The sequence below is a fragment of the Bradyrhizobium sp. NAS96.2 genome (assembly GCF_001908235.1).
In the GTDB taxonomy this organism is placed as follows: Bacteria; Pseudomonadota; Alphaproteobacteria; order Rhizobiales; family Xanthobacteraceae; genus Bradyrhizobium.
Genome location: NZ_LGHK01000215.1, coordinates 47,086 through 63,867 on the forward strand (window position 1 = coordinate 47,086; position 16,782 = coordinate 63,867).

At 65.7% G+C, this 16,782-nt stretch carries 13 protein-coding genes and 2 pseudogenes; 3 read left to right on the forward strand and 12 right to left on the reverse strand.

Annotated features, from left to right (window positions below; genetic code table 11):
* Window positions 1–147: 147 nt before the first annotated feature.
* The 3 genes and pseudogenes from AC628_RS44910 to AC628_RS35110 form a co-directional block, all read right to left on the reverse strand.
* Window positions 148–312, reverse strand: a complete 165-nt coding sequence (locus tag AC628_RS44910) for a hypothetical protein (protein WP_210190300.1) — start codon at window positions 310–312, stop codon at window positions 148–150.
* A 116-nt stretch (window positions 313–428) separates the two neighbouring features.
* Window positions 429–893 (reverse strand): annotated as a pseudogene (locus AC628_RS35105) (ABC transporter permease); the annotation flags it as partial.
* Window positions 892–1,512: pseudogene (locus AC628_RS35110) on the reverse strand (ABC transporter ATP-binding protein); the annotation flags it as partial. The pseudogenes AC628_RS35110 and AC628_RS35105, both read right to left, overlap by 2 nt.
* Window positions 1,513–1,654: 142 nt before the next feature.
* On the opposite strand from AC628_RS35110, the gene AC628_RS35115 reads away from it, so the two are divergent.
* On the forward strand, window positions 1,655–2,431 hold the full coding sequence (locus tag AC628_RS35115; RefSeq protein WP_074131275.1) for a GntR family transcriptional regulator: 777 nt from the start codon (window positions 1,655–1,657) through the stop codon (window positions 2,429–2,431).
* A 100-nt stretch (window positions 2,432–2,531) separates the two neighbouring features.
* On the opposite strand, the gene AC628_RS35120 is transcribed toward AC628_RS35115, so the two are convergent.
* The gene (locus AC628_RS35120) at window positions 2,532–2,951 is read right to left on the reverse strand and encodes a nuclear transport factor 2-like protein (protein ID WP_074131276.1); all 420 of its coding nucleotides are present in this window, start codon (window positions 2,949–2,951) and stop codon (window positions 2,532–2,534) included.
* A gap of 155 nt (window positions 2,952–3,106) precedes the next feature.
* Here AC628_RS35120 and AC628_RS35125 point away from each other — a divergent pair, with 155 nt between their 5' ends.
* Together AC628_RS35125 and AC628_RS35130 are read left to right on the forward strand one after the other, a co-directional pair.
* Window positions 3,107–4,342: an amidohydrolase family protein gene (locus tag AC628_RS35125; protein ID WP_074131277.1), complete on the forward strand. Its 1,236-nt coding sequence runs from the start codon at window positions 3,107–3,109 to the stop codon at window positions 4,340–4,342.
* Between the two features lie 292 nt (window positions 4,343–4,634).
* The gene (locus tag AC628_RS35130) at window positions 4,635–5,849 is read left to right on the forward strand and encodes a mandelate racemase/muconate lactonizing enzyme family protein (protein WP_074131278.1); all 1,215 of its coding nucleotides are present in this window, start codon (window positions 4,635–4,637) and stop codon (window positions 5,847–5,849) included.
* Window positions 5,850–6,015: 166 nt separating this feature from the next.
* Here the strand turns inward: AC628_RS35130 and AC628_RS35135 are convergent, their stop codons facing one another.
* The 8 genes from AC628_RS35135 to AC628_RS35170 form a co-directional block, all read right to left on the reverse strand.
* Window positions 6,016–7,248: an ABC transporter substrate-binding protein gene (locus AC628_RS35135; protein ID WP_074131287.1), complete on the reverse strand. Its 1,233-nt coding sequence runs from the start codon at window positions 7,246–7,248 to the stop codon at window positions 6,016–6,018.
* A 258-nt stretch (window positions 7,249–7,506) separates the two neighbouring features.
* Window positions 7,507–9,546, reverse strand: a complete 2,040-nt coding sequence (locus AC628_RS35140; RefSeq protein ID WP_074131279.1) for a hydantoinase/oxoprolinase family protein — start codon at window positions 9,544–9,546, stop codon at window positions 7,507–7,509.
* 7 nt (window positions 9,547–9,553) lie between these two features.
* Entirely contained in the window at window positions 9,554–11,209 is a 1,656-nt protein-coding gene (locus tag AC628_RS35145; protein WP_083633254.1) for a hydantoinase B/oxoprolinase family protein, read from the reverse strand.
* Between the two features lie 30 nt (window positions 11,210–11,239).
* Entirely contained in the window at window positions 11,240–12,499 is a 1,260-nt protein-coding gene (locus AC628_RS35150) for an MFS transporter (RefSeq protein WP_074131280.1), read from the reverse strand.
* A gap of 264 nt (window positions 12,500–12,763) precedes the next feature.
* Window positions 12,764–13,609 carry a CmcJ/NvfI family oxidoreductase gene (locus AC628_RS35155; protein ID WP_074131289.1) on the reverse strand — a complete coding sequence of 282 codons (846 nt, stop codon included), beginning with the start codon at window positions 13,607–13,609 and terminating at the stop codon, window positions 12,764–12,766.
* Window positions 13,610–13,973: 364 nt separating this feature from the next.
* Window positions 13,974–14,915 (reverse strand): ABC transporter substrate-binding protein, encoded by a 942-nt coding sequence (locus tag AC628_RS35160; protein WP_074131281.1) that lies wholly within the window; start codon window positions 14,913–14,915, stop codon window positions 13,974–13,976.
* Window positions 14,912–16,006 (reverse strand): LLM class flavin-dependent oxidoreductase, encoded by a 1,095-nt coding sequence (locus tag AC628_RS35165; protein WP_074131282.1) that lies wholly within the window; start codon window positions 16,004–16,006, stop codon window positions 14,912–14,914. The genes AC628_RS35160 and AC628_RS35165 overlap by 4 nt, the downstream gene beginning before the upstream one ends.
* 33 nt (window positions 16,007–16,039) lie before the next feature.
* The coding region (locus AC628_RS35170) for an acyl-CoA dehydrogenase family protein (protein ID WP_143201972.1) at window positions 16,040–16,782 on the reverse strand (743 nt) is incomplete at its 5' end.

The following is a 16,782-nucleotide window of genomic DNA, read 5'->3' on the forward strand; positions in this document are numbered from 1 at the left end:
TTCGCGGCCATGCGCGCAAGACATGCGCGTATGTGGCGGCACTCGCGCGATGGATGCCGCGCAGTTCCTGCTCGATGGCCGGAAGATCAACACCGAGGCACCGGCCGGCCCTTGCGACGGGGCGACCATCGACCACAAGCTCGGAGATCAGCGACGCATTGCCGCGTGCGAACAAGAGGTCGAGCGGATCGTATCGAGAATCTGATCGCGCCCAAGCCGGTCGAGATCGATGCTGACGAAATCAGCCGGCGCGACGTCGTTGCGGATGTCGTGGTCGGAAGCAGAGAACAGGCGGGTTGCCGTGGCTTGCATCGCTTCCCTCCTTCGTCATTGCGAGGAGCGAAGCGACGAAGCAATCCATCTATCCCCATGCCGAGGAATGGATTGCTTCGCTCGCAATGACGGCTAACTCAATTCGCCGACGTCTCTCAGGTCGCGATGACATTGTCCTTGCGCGTCGCCCAGCCCGTCACCTGGCCCTCGATCAGCGAGAACAGGACGTAGAGCGCGACACCGAGACCGGCGAGCACGAACAGGCCGGCGAACACCAGCGGCACGTTGAAATTGGAGGATGCGGTCATCATGACGTTGCCGATGCCGCGGTTCGAGGCGACGGTCTCCGACAGCACGGCGCCGACGAAGGCGTAGGAGACCGCGACCTTCAGCGAGGCGAAGAAGAACGGCATCGTCCGTGGCAGCCCGACATTCCAGAGGATGTCGAACTTGCTGGCGCCGAGCGCCTTCAGCACATCCTCGAGCTCGGGCTCGGTGGTGGCAAGCCCGGTTGCGATGTTGACGACGATCGGGAAGAAGCAGATCGACAGCGAGGTCAGCACCGCCGGCACGGTGCCGGAGCCGAACCACAGCACGAAGATCGGCACCACCGCGACTTGCCACGGTGCGCGGGCGGGCGAAGTCGACACGGGAGTCATCGAGGATGCGGCCGGGCCGCGCGCTCATCACGCAGATGCGGCTCGCCAGGAAGCCGGCCTCGCGCAGATCGTGGGTGACCAGCAGCACGGTCGGCTTGTGGGTCATCCAGAGCTGGTGAAGGATCCCCCACAGCTCCTCGCGGGTGAACTGGTCGAGCGCGCCGAACGGCTCGTCGAGCAGCAGCATGCGCGGTTCGTGGATCAGCGCGCGGCACAGATTGGCGCGCTGGAGCATGCCGCCGGAAAGCTGCCAGGGATAGCGGCCGCCAAACGCTTTCAATCCGACCTGCTCGAGCAACGCATTGTTCTGGAACGCCATGCCGACCCGCATCGCGCGCGCCGCGACTTCACGGCCGCCGACGATGACAACGCCGGTGGTCGGTCGCGCCAGGCCCGAGACCAGCCGCAGGATGGTGGATTTGCCGCAGCCCGATGGACCGACCAGCGCCACGAACTCGCCGCCGGCGATCCGCAGCGTGGTCTTGGACAGGGCCGGCACGGCGCGGGCGCCGCGGCCGAAGGTGACGGAGGGCAAAGTGCATGCAAGCTGGATGCCAGCGGCCCGGCCGTTAAAAATCAAGGGGATCGTGGGACCGGCGGGCGCGGAGCCGGATTCCTTTTGGGCAATCCACAGCTCAAACTGCATGCAATTGCAGCGCCCGATTGTTTTAGCGGTATGATAAAGAGGCGTTCGAAGCTCGTTTCGAGAAGGATTCGCGGCAATGGCGGCGCGCGCCGACACCAGCAAGGCCGACACCAGCAAGACGGCTGAATCGTCCGACAAGGTCAGCGTGATCTGCCGCGCACTGCGGCGCGCGATTATCGAGCAGGCGCTGGAGCCCGGCGCGAAACTGCCCGAGGACTCTCTGGGTGAACGCTTCGGCGTCAGCCGCACCATCGCGCGGCATGCGCTCGGGCAACTCGCGGCCGAAGGCCTCGTCGAGCTGCGCCGTAACCGCATCGCGGTGGTGGCGACGCCGAGCTGGCAGGAAGCACGCGATGCCTTCGACATCCGCATCGAGCTGGAGCGGCTGGTGGTGCGGCAGCTCGCCGGCAAGCTGACCAAGCCGCAGATCGCCGAACTGAATGCCCATGTCGACGCCGAGGATCGCGCCCGCGACGGCACCGATGCGGTGTCGATCCGGCTCGCCACCGAATTCCACATCCTGCTCGCCCACATGACGAACAGCCCGATCCTGGTGCGCTATGTCAGCGAGGTCGCCTACCGCTGCTGCCTGACGCTGTCGCTGTACAGCCGGCCGCATTCATCGGAATGCGCGATCAACGAGCACCGCGCGATCATCGCCGCGCTTGTGAAGGGCGACGTCGACAAGGTGATGGGGCTGATGCACAGCCACCTGGATTCCGTGGCGACCCGCGCGCTGGTCGCGCCCAGCCCGCAGCGCGGACGTGATCTGCTGGATATCCTGGCGCCCTATGCCGACGAGGCGAGCGGCGAAAAGGTGGTGAAGCTGCCGAAGGCGGTGCGGGGGCGGTAACAGCGCTCGTCATTGCGAGCGAAGCGAACCAATCCACCGCACCGCTTGCTGAGGCATGGATTGCTTCGTCGCTTCGCTCCTCGCAATGACGGCTGAGGCATCAGGCCTCAATCCCCCGCTGCAGCAAAATCTGCTCGGCGCTGTCGTTCCAGACGTCCATCTTGACGATCTGCCCGCCCTTCACGACGAAGCGATCGACATAGCGGTTGCCTTCGAACGGCGTGCCGTCGATCCATTCGCCGTACAGCGTGCCGACGCTGTAGACGACGGTCTCGCCGGTGCCGGGACAGACGTCGAACCGGTCCATGCGCTTCTTCACCCAGCGATAGCGCCTGGCGTTGAAGCCGGTCGGCCCGCGCGGATGGTCGAATTCGCGCCCGCCGGTGAAGGTGATCACGGTGCCCGGCTTCATATAGGCCGCCGCCGCGTCGGGATCGGGGATCATCGACGCGGTCAGATAGGCCTCCACGATCTCGGCATCGGACAGCGGGCGGGCATCGGCTTTGGCGGTAACGGACATGGTGGGGCCTCCGGGGATGATCGGGACTCTACAATCCGGCCGCCAAAGTGTATGCATATTTTTTAGACAATCCATCGAGCAAACTGCACACAATCTGATGCTGCCGATTCCTTGCCCTTCCGCTAGGCTAGGACCACCCTGATGTTTCTTCCGCGATGACTGCGAAACCTGCCTTCGACCTGGTCTTCCGTCATGCCGTGACGCGCGCATCCGCGTCGGCGGTCGATATCGGCATCGCCGACGGCAGGATCGCCGCGATCGCGCCGCGCCTCTCCTGCGAGGCCGTCGAGGTTGACCTTGGCGGGCGGCTGGTGCTGCCGGGCTTCGTCGACACCCACATCCATCTCGACAAGGCCTGCCTGCTCGGTCGCTGCGGCCACGACCATGCGAGCCTTTCCGAGGCGATCCGCGCGGTGTCGGCGATGAAGCGCGACTTCACGGTCGAGGACGTCCATGCCCGCGGCACCAAGGTGATCGAGCGCGCGATTGCGGCAGGCACCACACGGATGCGGACACATGTCGAGATCGACCCGCGGATCGGACTGCGCGGCTTCGAGGCGGTCAAGGCAATGAAGCGGGACTACGCCTGGGCGCTCGATCTCTCCCTTTGTGTGTTTCCGCAGGAGGGCCTGACCAACGATCCCGGCGCCGACGAGCTGCTGGTCGCCGCGCTCAACGACGGCGCCGAGGCGATCGGCGGCTGTCCCTATGTCGACACCGATCCGAACGCGCACATCGCGCGCATCTTCGATCTTGCGCAGCAATTCGACCTCGATGTCGACCTCCATCTCGACTTCGACCTCGATCCGTCCTGGTCGCATATGGAGGAAGTCTGCCGGCAGACCGAGCGGCGCAACTATCACGGCCGCGTCGCGATCGGGCACGCGACCAAGCTGTCTGCACTGCCGCCGGAGCGGCTGAAGGCGGCGAGCGCCCGGCTTGCCGGGGCCGGCGTCGCGGTCACCGTGCTGCCCGCGACCGACCTCTATCTGATGGGGCGCGACGCCACCCACAACGCGCCGCGCGGCCTGACCGCCGCGCACCGGCTGGTCGCCAACGGTGTGCTGTGCTCGGTCGCGACCAACAATGTGCAAAATCCCTTCACGCCGTTCGGCGACGCATCGCTGCTGCGGATGGCCAACCTCTACGCCAATGCCGCGCATGCCGGGATCGGCGAGTTCGATGCCTGCCTCGATCTCGTCACCGATCTGCCGGCACGGCTGATGAACCTCAGGGATTACGGCATCGCGGTCGGTAATCCCGCCGACATCGTCGTGCTCGACACCGACAGCGGAACCAATGCGATCGCCGAACTGCCCGACGTGCTGATGGGTTTCAAGAACGGCCGCAAGACGTTCGAACGCCAGCGGCCGACGCTGTTCCGGCCATAGACCCGAACACTCCCTCCGCGTCATCCTGAGGAGCCGCGAAGCGGCGTCTCGAAGGATGCACGGCCCCGCTGCATCCGAGCGGATATAGCCGGGCCGTTGCATCCGAGCGGATATAGCCGGGCCGGTCGCCCTTCGAGACGCGCGCAAGAGCGCGCTCCTCAGGGTGACGGTTAACGAACAGGCGAGCGCCGCCTTGCCAATACGCATTGTCGCCCTGCCCTGGCGCGAATTGACGCCTCTGTCGATCCGTTGTTGAACTTGCTCAACATCAACAAAAGCCGGGCAGGAAACCATGAGCAAATCCACCACGATCAAAAGCGTCGAGACGCTCGCCTGCGATGCCGGCTGGCGGAATTATCACTTCGTCAAGGTGACGACCACGGACGGTCTGGTCGGCTGGAGCGAATATGACGAGGGTTTTGGCGCCCCCGGCGTGACGGCGGCGATCGAGCGGCTGTCGGCGCGGGTGGTCGGCAAGAACGCGTTCGAGCACGAGCGGATCTATGTCGAGCTGTTCGCCGCGACGCGCCCCGCCGCCGGCGGCGTGGTAGCGCTCGCGCTCGGGGCGATCGAGAACGCGCTGCTCGATGTCAAGGCCAAGGCGCTCGGCGTGCCCTGCTATGATCTGCTCGGCGGCAAGATCCGCGACCGCGTGCGGGTCTACTGGTCGCATTGCGCGACCTGGCGCATCAACCATCCCGACTGGTACAAGCCGGCGATCACCGATCTCGACGGCGTCAAGGCGATCGGCGCCGAGGTGCGCGAGAAGAAATTCACGGCGATGAAGACCAACATCTTCGTCTACACCGACGGCAAGCCGATGGGCTGGCGTCCCGGCTTCGGCTCGCCGTTCCAGCCCGAGATCAATATCGACCGCACGGTGCTGCGCAATCTCTGCATGCATCTGGAAGCGATCCGCGACGGCGCGGGGCCGGATGTTGACCTTTTGCTCGACCTCAATTTCAACGCCAAGACCGAGGGCTATCTGAAGATCCTGCGCGCCATCGAGAAGATGGACATGTTCTGGGTCGAGATCGACACCTTCAACCCGCAGGCGCTCGGCTATATCCGCCGCCAGAGCCCGCACCCGATCTCGTCCTGCGAGACGCTATTGGGCCTGCGCGAATTCCTGCCCTATTTCACCGAGCAGGCGATGGATGTCGCGATCATCGACACGCCGTGGAACGGGGTCTGGCAGTCGATGAAGATCGCCGCCGCCGCCGAGCATTTCGAGGTCAACGTCGCGCCGCATAATTTCTACGGCCACCTCTGCACCATGATGAACGCGCATTTCTGCGCGGCGGTGCCGAATTTGCGGATCATGGAGACCGACATCGATCGGCTGGCCTGGGACCACGAGCTGTTCACCCATATACCCGAATTCGTCGACGGCCATCTCGTGATCCCCGACCGCCCGGGCTGGGGCACCGAGCCGAACGAGGAAGGCCTGCGCGCGCATCCGGCGAAGAACAAGGGCGGGCTGCTGAATTACGGGTTGAAGAAGTAAGGACCAGCGCCGGCTCTCTCCCCCCGTCGTCCCGGCGTAGGCCGGGACCCATAACCACCGCTGCGTGGTATGAAAAAGAACCTTGCCCCAGCGGAGTAAAACAAATTCCAGCTGGGGTAATGGGTCCCGGCCTTCGCCGGGACGACGCTTCCTCAATCACCGCGCCTCAATTATCCTCCCGCACCGCCGTGAACGCGCTTTCGATTACGTCGCCGATCGGCTGCCAGGCGTTGCCGTCGAACTGCACCAGCCGCATCTGCTTGATCGGGCGGAAATCCTTCGGTCCGGTGTTGATGACGATCCCGGGCAGCGCGATCGGGCTCTGATAGTCCTTCAGCGAGGCCGCCTGCCGCATGATGTTGTCGCGCGACAGGTCATCGCCGCACTGGCGCAGCACCTGCATCAGCGTGTCGGCCGCGGCATAGCCGAACACGGCGTAGATGTCGTCCTTGTCGCCGTCGGGGTAATACTTGTCCATGAAGGCGTCCCACGCCTTGATCTGCGGGTCGTTCTTCCAGGCGGCATCGCCGGCATCCTTGAGGAACGAGGTCGAGATCACGCCGAGCGAATTCTGCAGGCCCGCCGGCCGCAATGCGCTGGCGATCGAGGCCGACGCGTTGTCAAGGATGAACACCGGATGCCAGTCGAGGTCGGCGGCGACGCGGATCGCGCGCGCCGCGATCGCGGGAGCGCCATCGAACACCAGGATGTCGGCGCCGGAGCCTTTCAGGATTCCGATCTGGTTCTGGATCGCGGTCTCCGACGCGTCGAAGGCGAGATCGGCGACGATCATCCCTGCGGTGTCGCCGAGCCCTTCCTGCAATCCCCTGAACAGATCGCGGCCGAACTGGTCGTTCTGCCAGAGCACCGCGATCTTGCGGGAGGGATAGGCGGCCTGGATGTAGTTGGCGTAGATCTGCCCTTCGGCGCGGAAGGTCGGCTGCCAACCCATGGTCCAGGGGAAGGCCCTCGGATGCGCCCACTCCTCGTCGCCGGAGGCGACAAACAGCTGCGGGATCTTCTTCTCGTTGAGGTACTTTCGCACGGCGAGGTTGCTCGGCGTGCCGAACGAGCCGAACATCAGCAGCACGTCCTGCTTCTCGACGAGATCGCGGGTCTGCTCCATCGCCGTCTTCGGATTGGAGCTGTCATCGACCGAGACGAACTTGATCTTGCGGCCGTTGATGCCGCCATGCTCGTTGACCATGTCGAAATAGGCCGCTTCCGCCCGCCCGATGGTCGCGAACGCGGCGAGCGGCCCGGTGTAGGGCATGACGTTGCCGACACGGATCTCGTTGCCGGCCGCCTGCGTCGCTGGCTGCGCGCACAACGGCGCCGCCGCCAGCAGTGCTGCGAGAGCAAGGAATATCGAAAGCGCAGTTTGTCTTTTTGTTTGCATCAACATCGCCACAACGCCGGCACCAGGCCGGCGCTCCCTCCCAGCGAGCGGAGCTTATCGCCCAAGCCAATGCCGGAAAAATGAAATGTTGATGGCGGAGACGGACCTGTCTTCACCTCTCCCGCCTGCGGGGGAGGTCGGATCGCATCGAAGATGCGATCCGGGTGGGGGCTGTCTCCACAATGTGACTGGTGGAGAGACCCCCAACCCCAACCCTCCCCCGCGAGCGGGAGAGGGAGCGCAGTTCCCACGCGGCGATCAGCGCAATGTTATGTCGAGCCAGCCCAGCGGATTGACCGTGACGCGATCACCGTCATCGACCAGAACCGTGGTGGTTTCGGCCTCAATGATCGCGGGACCGGCCAACGATTGCCCCGGCTTGAGATCGTCGAGCGCATAGACCGGCACATCGCGCCAGCCACCGAGCCAAGCCTGCCGCTTGCCGCGCGGCGCACAGGGCGCGGCCGAGCCGGCCTTTCCGGCATCACTGCTACCGCGCGCAATCTTGCCGACCGCGGCGACGCGCGCATTGACGAACACCACCTCCTGCCCGCGCGAAGCGTAGGTGTAGAGCTCCTCGTGGCGGCGATGGAAGCGCTCCTCGATCTGCGCGACGAGGTCGGCAGCACCGAGATCGAGGTCGCCGAGCGGCACGTCGATCTCAAACACCTGCTCACCGTAGCGCATCTCGGCGGAGCGCTCGATTGCGATGTCGCCCTTGAACCAGTCGCGCAGCCGCCCTGCGGCCTGCTCCTCCAGCGCGGCGAACAGCACGCGAACCTCATCGGCGGAAATCCGCCCCGTACCGTAATGGGTGCGGCTCACCTCGTAGCGCAGATCGCTGGTCAGCATGCCCCAGGCCGAGAGCACGGAGGCAACCGTCGGCACGATGATGCGCTTGATCTCGAGCTCGCGCGCGACTTCGGCCGCGTGCATGCCGGCGGCGCCGCCGAAGCTGAGCAGCGCGAACTTGCGCGGATCGACGCCGCGGCGCAAGGTCATCAGGCGGATGCCGTCGGCCATCTTCAGATTGATCATCTTGTAGATGCCGGCGGCAGCCTCGATCCGTGACAGCTCGAGCGCCCCGGCGATCCGGTCGACGGCCGCCTCCGACGCAGCGCGATCGAGCGGCCGCGCGCCGCCCATGAAGGCCGCGGCATCGAGATAACCAAGCACGACATTGGCGTCGGTGACAGCGGCCGCCGTGCCGCCATTGCCGTAGCAGGCCGGGCCCGGCACCGAGCCGGCGCTCTCCGGCCCGACCCGCAAGGTGCGGCTGCCGTCGACGCTGGCGATCGAGCCGCCGCCGGCCGCGATGCTTGCAATATCGAGGCTGCGCAGCGCGATACGCTGGCCGGCCAGCATGCCGTCGGCCGACAGCGAGGCCTGGCCGTCAGCGATCAGCGAGATATCGGTCGAGGTGCCGCCCATGTCGAACGGCACGAGATCGGGAATCCCGAGCATCTCGGCGCAGCGGCGGCTGCCGGAGATGCCGCCGGCCGGGCCCGACAGCACGGTGCCGGCGGCAAGCCGCGAGGCTTCCTCCACCGGCGCCATGCCGCCATGCGACAGCACGACGAACAGCGAGCCTTTGAAGCCGGCCCCGTGCAGGCTCCGCTCCAGATTGGTCAAATAACGCCGCACCGTCGGCTCGACATAGGCGTTCACGATCGTGGTCGAGACGCGCTCATATTCCTTGATCTGCGGCAGCACGTCGCTGGAGCGCGACACGCTGACATCGGGCAACTCCTTTGCCACCCGCTCGACCGCTGCGAGCTCATGCGCCGGGTTGAGATAGGCGTGCAGGAAGCAGACCGCGACGGAGTTCGCGCCCGATCGTTTCACCTCGGCGATGACCTCGCCGAGCGCTGTGGCATCGAGCGCGATCGCGGCGCGGCCGTCGGCCTTCAACCGCTCGCGTACGCCGAAACGGCGCTCGCGCGGCACCAGCGGCTCGGGCGGCGGCGTGCGCAGATCGTAGCGATCCGGCTTCAACCCCTCGCGCATCTCGACGACGTCGCGATGCCCCTCGGTGGTCAGCAGCGCGACTTTGGCGCCTTTGCGTTCCAAGAGCGCATTGGTCGCAACCGTCGTGCCGTGCACCAGGCGATCGGTGGCGGCGAGCATCGCCGCGCGCGTGACGCCGAGGCGGCGCGCCAGCTCTTCGAGCCCCGCCATCACGCCGATCGACTGATCGGCCGGCGTGGACGGTGATTTCGCGAAAACGGTGCGCCCGCTTTGATCCGTCGCAACCAGGTCGGTGTAGGTGCCGCCGACGTCAACCCCAATCGTGTACATCGCTTCTCTACGCTTTCGAAACCAGATCCTGTGCGACGTCGCGCGTCCGCGCCTCCGCCGATCGCTTCTCGGGCGGACCCCAGCCGCCGCCGCCGGACGAGCGGATCTCGAGGCAATCGCCGGGGCGCAGCTCGATGCCGACCTCTTTTGTCCTGAGCACGCGCGGCTCGCGGCCTTCCGACAAGAGGCGATAGTGATGCGGCTCGCCGTCCTTGCCGCCGAGCATGCCACAAGGACCGTGACGCGCGCCGTCGCCGGCGGTGTTGCCCTTGGCCGGCTTCTGCGTCTCCAGCACCATGTCGAGCGCGACACCGAGGCCGCCGCGATGCTGGCCGTCGCCGCCGGAATCCGGCCGGAACTCATGCTTGCGGAAATGCAGGGGAAAGCGCACCTCGGCGACCTCGATGCTGCCGAATTTGAGACCGCCGACGGTGTGCCATTCGCCGATCGAGGAATAGCCGTCGCCACCGATCGAGGCGCCGCCACCCGGCCGCGCCTGGAACATATGCCAGATGAAATTGCGTCCGTTGCGCGGGTCCTCGCCCTGGATCGCGATGCGGAATCTGCGGCCCCATCCGCCCATCACGCGATCCGGACACGATGCCGACATCGCCTTGATGATGGCTTCGACGATCTCGTTGGAGGGATGGCTGGTGCACAAGGTGACGGGGCGGCCGGGATCGGCCCACACGATGGTGCCCTGCTTCGCCACCACCTTCAGCGGCCGCAACGCGCCGGTGTTCTTCGGGATGTCGGCGTCGATCAGATAGGCAAATGCCATCGCGACCGCGGCCTGCATGTTGGCATGCGACGAGTTGACGAAGCTGGTCGACTGCGGATCGGAGCCGGTGAGGTCGACCTCGATGTCACTGCCCTTTTTGGTCACCTTGGCGGCGATCTTGATGTCGGTGCGGCCGTGGCCGTCATCGTCGAGCAACGCTTCGCCGTAGAACACGCCGTCCTTCCAGGAGGACACCACGGCGCGGGTCTGCTGCTCCGTCGCATCGAGAATGGCCTCGATCGCGGCCTCGACGGTCTCCGCACCGAACTCGCTGAACAGCTTTGCGACGCGGCGCTCGCCGAGGTGCGCGGCGCCCAGCATCGCCGCGAGGTCGCCGCGGAATTCTCTGGGGTTGCGGATGTTCAGCGCCAGCAGATCGAGCAAATCCTCGCGCGGCTTGCCGGCCTCATAAAGCTTGATCGGCGGAATGCGGATGCCTTCCTGGTAGATCTCGGTCGCGCCGGGATTGTAGGCGCCGTGGGTGGCGCCGCCGATGTCGCTCTGATGCGCGCGGACGATGGTCCAGAGCAATCGCTTGCCGCCGTCGAACACCGGCACGAAGGCGGTGAGATCAGGCAGATGGCTGCCGCCCTGATAGGGGTCGTTGAGCAGGATGACGTCGCCGGGCGCAACATCCTTGAAGCGTTCCTCGACCGCGAGCGTCGCCCATGGCAGGGCGCCGACATGCACCGGGATGTGATCGGCCTGCGCGATCAGCCGCCCGCTGGTATCACAGATCGCCAGGGAAAAATCGCGGCTGGAATTGAGGATCTGCGAATAGGAGGTGCGAAGCATGGCTTCGCCCATCTCCTTCACGATCGACGACAGGCGGTGCTGGACGACGGAACGGGTGATCGGGTCGATCTTGGCGGGCGCGGGCACGTGATTTCCGGGAGCGGTTGGAACAGGCCGCTATCTTATCGCCACCGCCGTCGAGGTATAGGCCCAAAACAGCACGATCCCGATCGCCAGCGCGGCGGCGATGAACAGCAGCACTGCGGGCAGCCCGAACAGCGCCGCGACACCGGCGGTGCTCGATTGCAGCAGCGCCGCGCCGAGGAAAAACGCGAGATTGACCGACGACAGCGCCTTGCCGGTATTTTGGGCGTCGACGAGCTGCCGCGTCATGCCGTAGATCAGCGGCTGCGCCGATGTCGCGAGCCCGATCAGGACCAGCAGCACCAGGTCATATTGCGTCGGCATCACGGCAACGCCGAACAGGTTCGAGACCGGGAAATGCGGCGCGCCGGCCGCCATCGCTACCAGCAGCAGTGCGGCGATGGCATGCGTTGCCGCCACCATGGTGCGGCGGTGCCCGAACTTGCGATCGAAGGCGCCGATACAGGCCGGGCCGACGATCATCGCCAGCGTGAACAGGCCGAGCACGTTGCCGGCCTCGATGCGGCTGAGCCCCTTCACATCCATCAGCCACGGCCCGCCCCACAAGCCGCGCAAGGTCAGCGACGCGCCGAGCGACACCAGCGACAGCGCGATCAGCCCCCGCAGGCCCCGCGACAGGCCGAGCCGCAGCACCTCGGCCATCTGATGCAGCGGCGAGGAATCGTCCGCATGCGCCGCCGGCTGCCGCGGCACCAGCGCGAACACCGCGATCAGCACCGCAATACCGAAGCCGGCCGAGACCCAGAAGCCGGCGCGCCAGCCGAACTGATCGACCACGAAGGCCAGCGGGCTCGCCGACAGCAGCATGCCGATATTGCCGATCGAGAGGATCAGGCCGGACCACAGGCCGAACTTCGCCGCCGACATCTGCTTGGCGGCGAGCGTCATCGGGCACATCAGCATGCCCGAGGTGGCGACGCCGAGCATCAATTGTCCGAGCACGAAGCTCGCGGGCCCTGTCGCAAGCGCCGAGACCAGCGTCCCGACCACGGTACCGGCGAGCAGGCTCAGCGACACCGGCCGCACGCCGAAGCGGTCCATCGCGGCGCCGACCGGGATTTGCGAGGCCGCAAAGGAGAAATGATAGATCGAGGTGAGACTCGCCAGCGCCTGCGGCGAGGTGCCGAAATCGCGTGCCATCAGATCGAGGCTGATCGCCGGGATCGTCCGCAGCAGCGTCGACAGCATGTGGCCCGAGGCCAATGCCAGAAGTGCAAGAACCAGGGCGCGGAACCCGATCCCCGCCTCTCCCTTCGTCACCACGCCGTCCATGAATCGCCTATTCCCCAAGCATCTTGGGGAGGGCGTAACATTATTGTGCTGATGGTGCCAACTTTGGAGGCAGAGCGGATGGGCTCAGCCTATCCGCGGATTCGCCTTGCCTCTCCCGCTTGCGGGGGAGGCCGGAACGCATCGTCAGATGCGGTCCGGGTGGGGGCTCTCTCCACTATATGACTCGCGGAGCGAGCCCCCACCCAACCCTCCCCCGCAAGCGGGAGAGGGAGCCCACCGATTTCGCGGCTAGCTCAGTTGCGACTACTGCTTATGGAACACCAGGGTCCGCAGCTCGATGCTCTCGCGCGGCGCGGCGTCGGCCGGCGTGGTCGGATCGACAAACGCCGTGTGCGGGCCAAACCGGGTCCGGCCGTCGGTCGCCGAGTCATAGCATTTCAGCAGGATCGCCTCGTCCGGCGTCATCTCGGGAATGTAGAACCAGCGATGGTTCGGATTGTACTTCACCGAATAGGTCTCGCCGCTGCGGTTCGGATAGATCAGATCGGAGGCAATCAGATCCTCCGGCGCGATCGTGGTGCCGTCGGCCATTGCCAGCGGAGAATCGCGCAGCGGACCGCGGATCGGGCGCCACAGATTGATCACCTGGACGCGGCCCTTGACCAATTGCTCGGCCTCGTCGGGCAGATGCTCGAACACGCGGTTATGACCGGAGATCGCGGTCTGGTCGACATGGACGCGGGTCGCGGGTTGGCGCGGACCGCCGCCGCGGATATCAGCCGCACCCTCGACGCGCTTGCGCACGGTGTGGTCGAAAATGAGGACGCGATCGGCTTTCAGCGTCGCCTTGAGGAAGGCTTCGACCGCGGGATAGTAGACGTTGCGGACTTCATTGTCGTCGTAATAGTCCTTCACGACGGTCGGATGCTTGACCAGCGCAAAGCCCTCACGGTCGAGCGAGAAGCTGTCCGCGATCAGGCGCCCGTCAAAGATCGGAACGTTGTGGGGTTCGGGCAGCGCGGTGGATTTGGGCTCGCCCGGCGGCGGGTCGAAAGCGTAGGTCCGGGGCTTGCCCAGCGTCGGCGCGAGGTAGTTCAGCTCAGCAGTCACAAACGGCAGCGACTCGATACGAGTTTGTTGAAGGCCCATGGTGATCTCCCGGACTCGATTGTTCGTGCTTTTGATCTTGGCGGCGCGGGAGGGCGCGGCAAGGCCATCGCGAAAATAGCAACGTTGCTGTTTTGGAAGAAGCGGAATGGAGAATTTCCTTGCCGGACCATGGCGACCCGACGAATGGATGTTTTGGGAGGTCACGGTCTCGTTAGCGGCGTTGAATTTTGCCGTGTCTTCTCCCCAGCCGTCGTCCTGGCGAAAGCCAGGACCCATAACCACCAAATTTGATCGTACGCGAGATCGTGGCCCCAGCGTCGCACAACAACAGCAGCCGGGGTAATGGGTCCTGGCTTTCGCCAGGACGACGCCGAATGTTTGGCGTCGCTTGCCAAATGCGCGGCTATAATCCCGCGCCCTTCTCCACCGCCGCAGCAAACGACCGATCGACGATGTCGGCGGCGTTGATCTTCTGCCGGATCAGGCCCCAGCGGTCGTAGAGATCGATGGTCTTCTGCTCGTCGGCCACCACGCTGTCGTCGATTGGCGCGATGCGGATTTTTGCCCGCGTCAGCCAGTTCAGCGGCACCGCGGGCGGGATGTTCATCAGCCTGCCCCAGGTCGCAGCATAGCCCTCGACATTGTTCTGCGACCAGGCGCGCGCGGCGGCGAGGCGGCGCACGAAATCCTCGAGCTCGGCGCGCTTGCCCTTGATCGCATCTGGCGTCGCGACCTGGAAGCCGAGGCCCGGCGTGATGCCGTCGGCCGTGATGACGCGGCGTGACTTGAACAGCACCTCCTCCTGGCTCACATAAGGCTCCCAGGTCGACCAGGCATCGACCGAGCCTTGCGTGTAGGCGACCTTCGCGTCCGACGGCGCGAGGAACACGATCTGCACGTCGCTCGCCTGCCAACCCCTGGATTCCAGCGCCGCCAGGATCAGCTGATGGCCGATCGAGCCGCGGCCGGTTGCGATCTTCTTGCCGCGCAAATCGTCAAAACTCCTGATCGCGGAGTTCTCCGGCACCACGACCGCGAGCCCGTCGCGCGATTGCCGCACCGCCGCGATCGCCTTGACCGGGATTTTGGCGGCGGCCGCGAAGGTGAACGGCGCGTCACCGACGAGGCCGGTGTCGATCGCGCCTGCCCCGAGCGCCTCCAGCAGCGGCGCTGCCGCGGCGAACTCTTTCCATTCGATCTTGTAGGGAACGTCCTTGAGCACGCCGGCCGCTTCCATCACGGCCTGCGAATTGCCCTTCTGGTCGCCGACGCGCAGCGTGGTCTGCGCGAAGGCGGCGTCGATGGCGGCGAACGCAAGCGCCGCCGCAACAATGAGACGGATCATTCGGCAGCGATCCCCCGCTGCTGATCGCGCGCGGCGATCAGCTTGCGGGTCAGCGGGATCAGCTCGCGGCCATAGTCGATCGCATCGACCAGCGGATCGAAGCCGCGGATCAGGAAGTGGCTGACGCCGAGATCGTAATAATCGGCAAACACCTCGGCGACCTGCTCGGGCGTGCCGACCAGCGCCGTCGTGTTGCTGTTGGCGCCGGTGAGTTTTGCAATTTCGGTCCACAGCCGCTTGTCGATCCGGGTGCCTTGATCCGCCAGCGCGAGGAGCCGCTTGGCGCCATCGGTCGCGTGATTGGGCCGGCGATAGCCGGTCTGATCCTGCAATGCCGTGGCGCGCTCGAGGATATGCTCGGCCTTCGCCCACGCCTTCTCCTCGGTGTCGGCGAGGATCGGCCGCACCGACAGGCTGAAGCGCGGCGTCGGCCGGCCGTGCTTGGCAGCAGCCGCGCGCACCCGCGCGGTGACGTCGCGCACCTGCGCATAGGATTCACCCCACAGCGCGAACGTATCGGCGTGCTTGCCGGCGACCTCGACCGCGGCGTCCGAGCCGCCGCCGACGAAGGTGTAGATGCCGCCCTTCTGCAACGGCTTCACCTGCGAGAAGCCGTTCTCGACGTTGTAATACTTGCCGGTGTAGTTGAACGGCTTCTCGCTGGTCCATTCCAGCCGGACCACGTCGAGGAATTCGTTGGTGCGGGCGTAGCGTTCGTCCTTGTCGTCGAGCGTGTTGCCGTCCTGGCGCAGCTCGATGGCGTTGCCGCCGGTGATGACGTGCAGCGAGACGCGGCCGCCATAGAACTGGTCCAGCGTCGCAAGCTGACGCGCCAGCAGCGTCGGCGCGGTGAAACCCGGCCGCTGCGCGATCATCACTTTCAACTGCTTGGTGATGGTGAGGACATGCTGCGCAACCTGCAACGCGTCCGGCGTCGTCGAGTGGAACGCGAGCAGCGCGCGATCGAAACCGGCGAGCTCATGGGCCTTGGCGACGGTCTCGATATAGGGCGGATCGAGCACCGGCCCTGTGCGGACGATGGTCTCGGAGGCGTTGTTGTTGGTGATGAAGCCGATGAACTCGACCGGCATGACTGATAACTCCGTTGTTGTTGGCTGTTGTTTTCAGACGCCCAGCGCGAAGCGTCCGGCGGAGACACGGGTGGCATCGTCTTGCGGAGTATGGACGCGGCCGCACAGAACGTCGCGGTAATGCCGCTCCAGCGGATTGGTTCGCGACAGGCCGTGATTGCTGGTCAGCGACAAGGCATCCTCCACCACCGCTGCGGCGTTATTGGTCACCGTCAGCTTGATGATGTTAGACTCGATCGCCGAGAGCGGGAAGCCGTTATCGAAATCGGCGGCAAAGCTCTCGATCAGGCGGGCATTGACGGCAAGGCGCGCCTCGATCCCGCCGACGACCTCCTGCATCCGCGGCAGCGTCGCCAGCGGCGCGCCGAGATTGGCGGGCACCCGCTCCTTCAGGAATTTGACCAGCCAGTCGCGGGCGGCGCGTGCGATGCCGTCATAGATCGCGGCGACGAAGATCGCGTGCACGGTCGCCTGGGTGACGTCAGGAACCTTCCAGTCGTCCGGCCTGCGCACGTCGATCTCGTAATCCAGCGGAAACACGACGTCGTCGAAGACCACGGTATGGCTGCCGCTGGCACGCAGGCCGAGATGATCCCAGGTCTCCTCGATCCGCGTACCCGGCAATCCGGCCGGAACCAGAAATTGTCCCACGCGGGCGTCCTGCTCGTCGGTCTTCGCCCAGACCGCGTACCATTTGAGAATCGGCGCGCCGGTCGAGTAGATTTTGCGGCCGGTCAGCCGCCAGCCGGTCTCGGTGCGGCGCGCCGTGGTCGCCG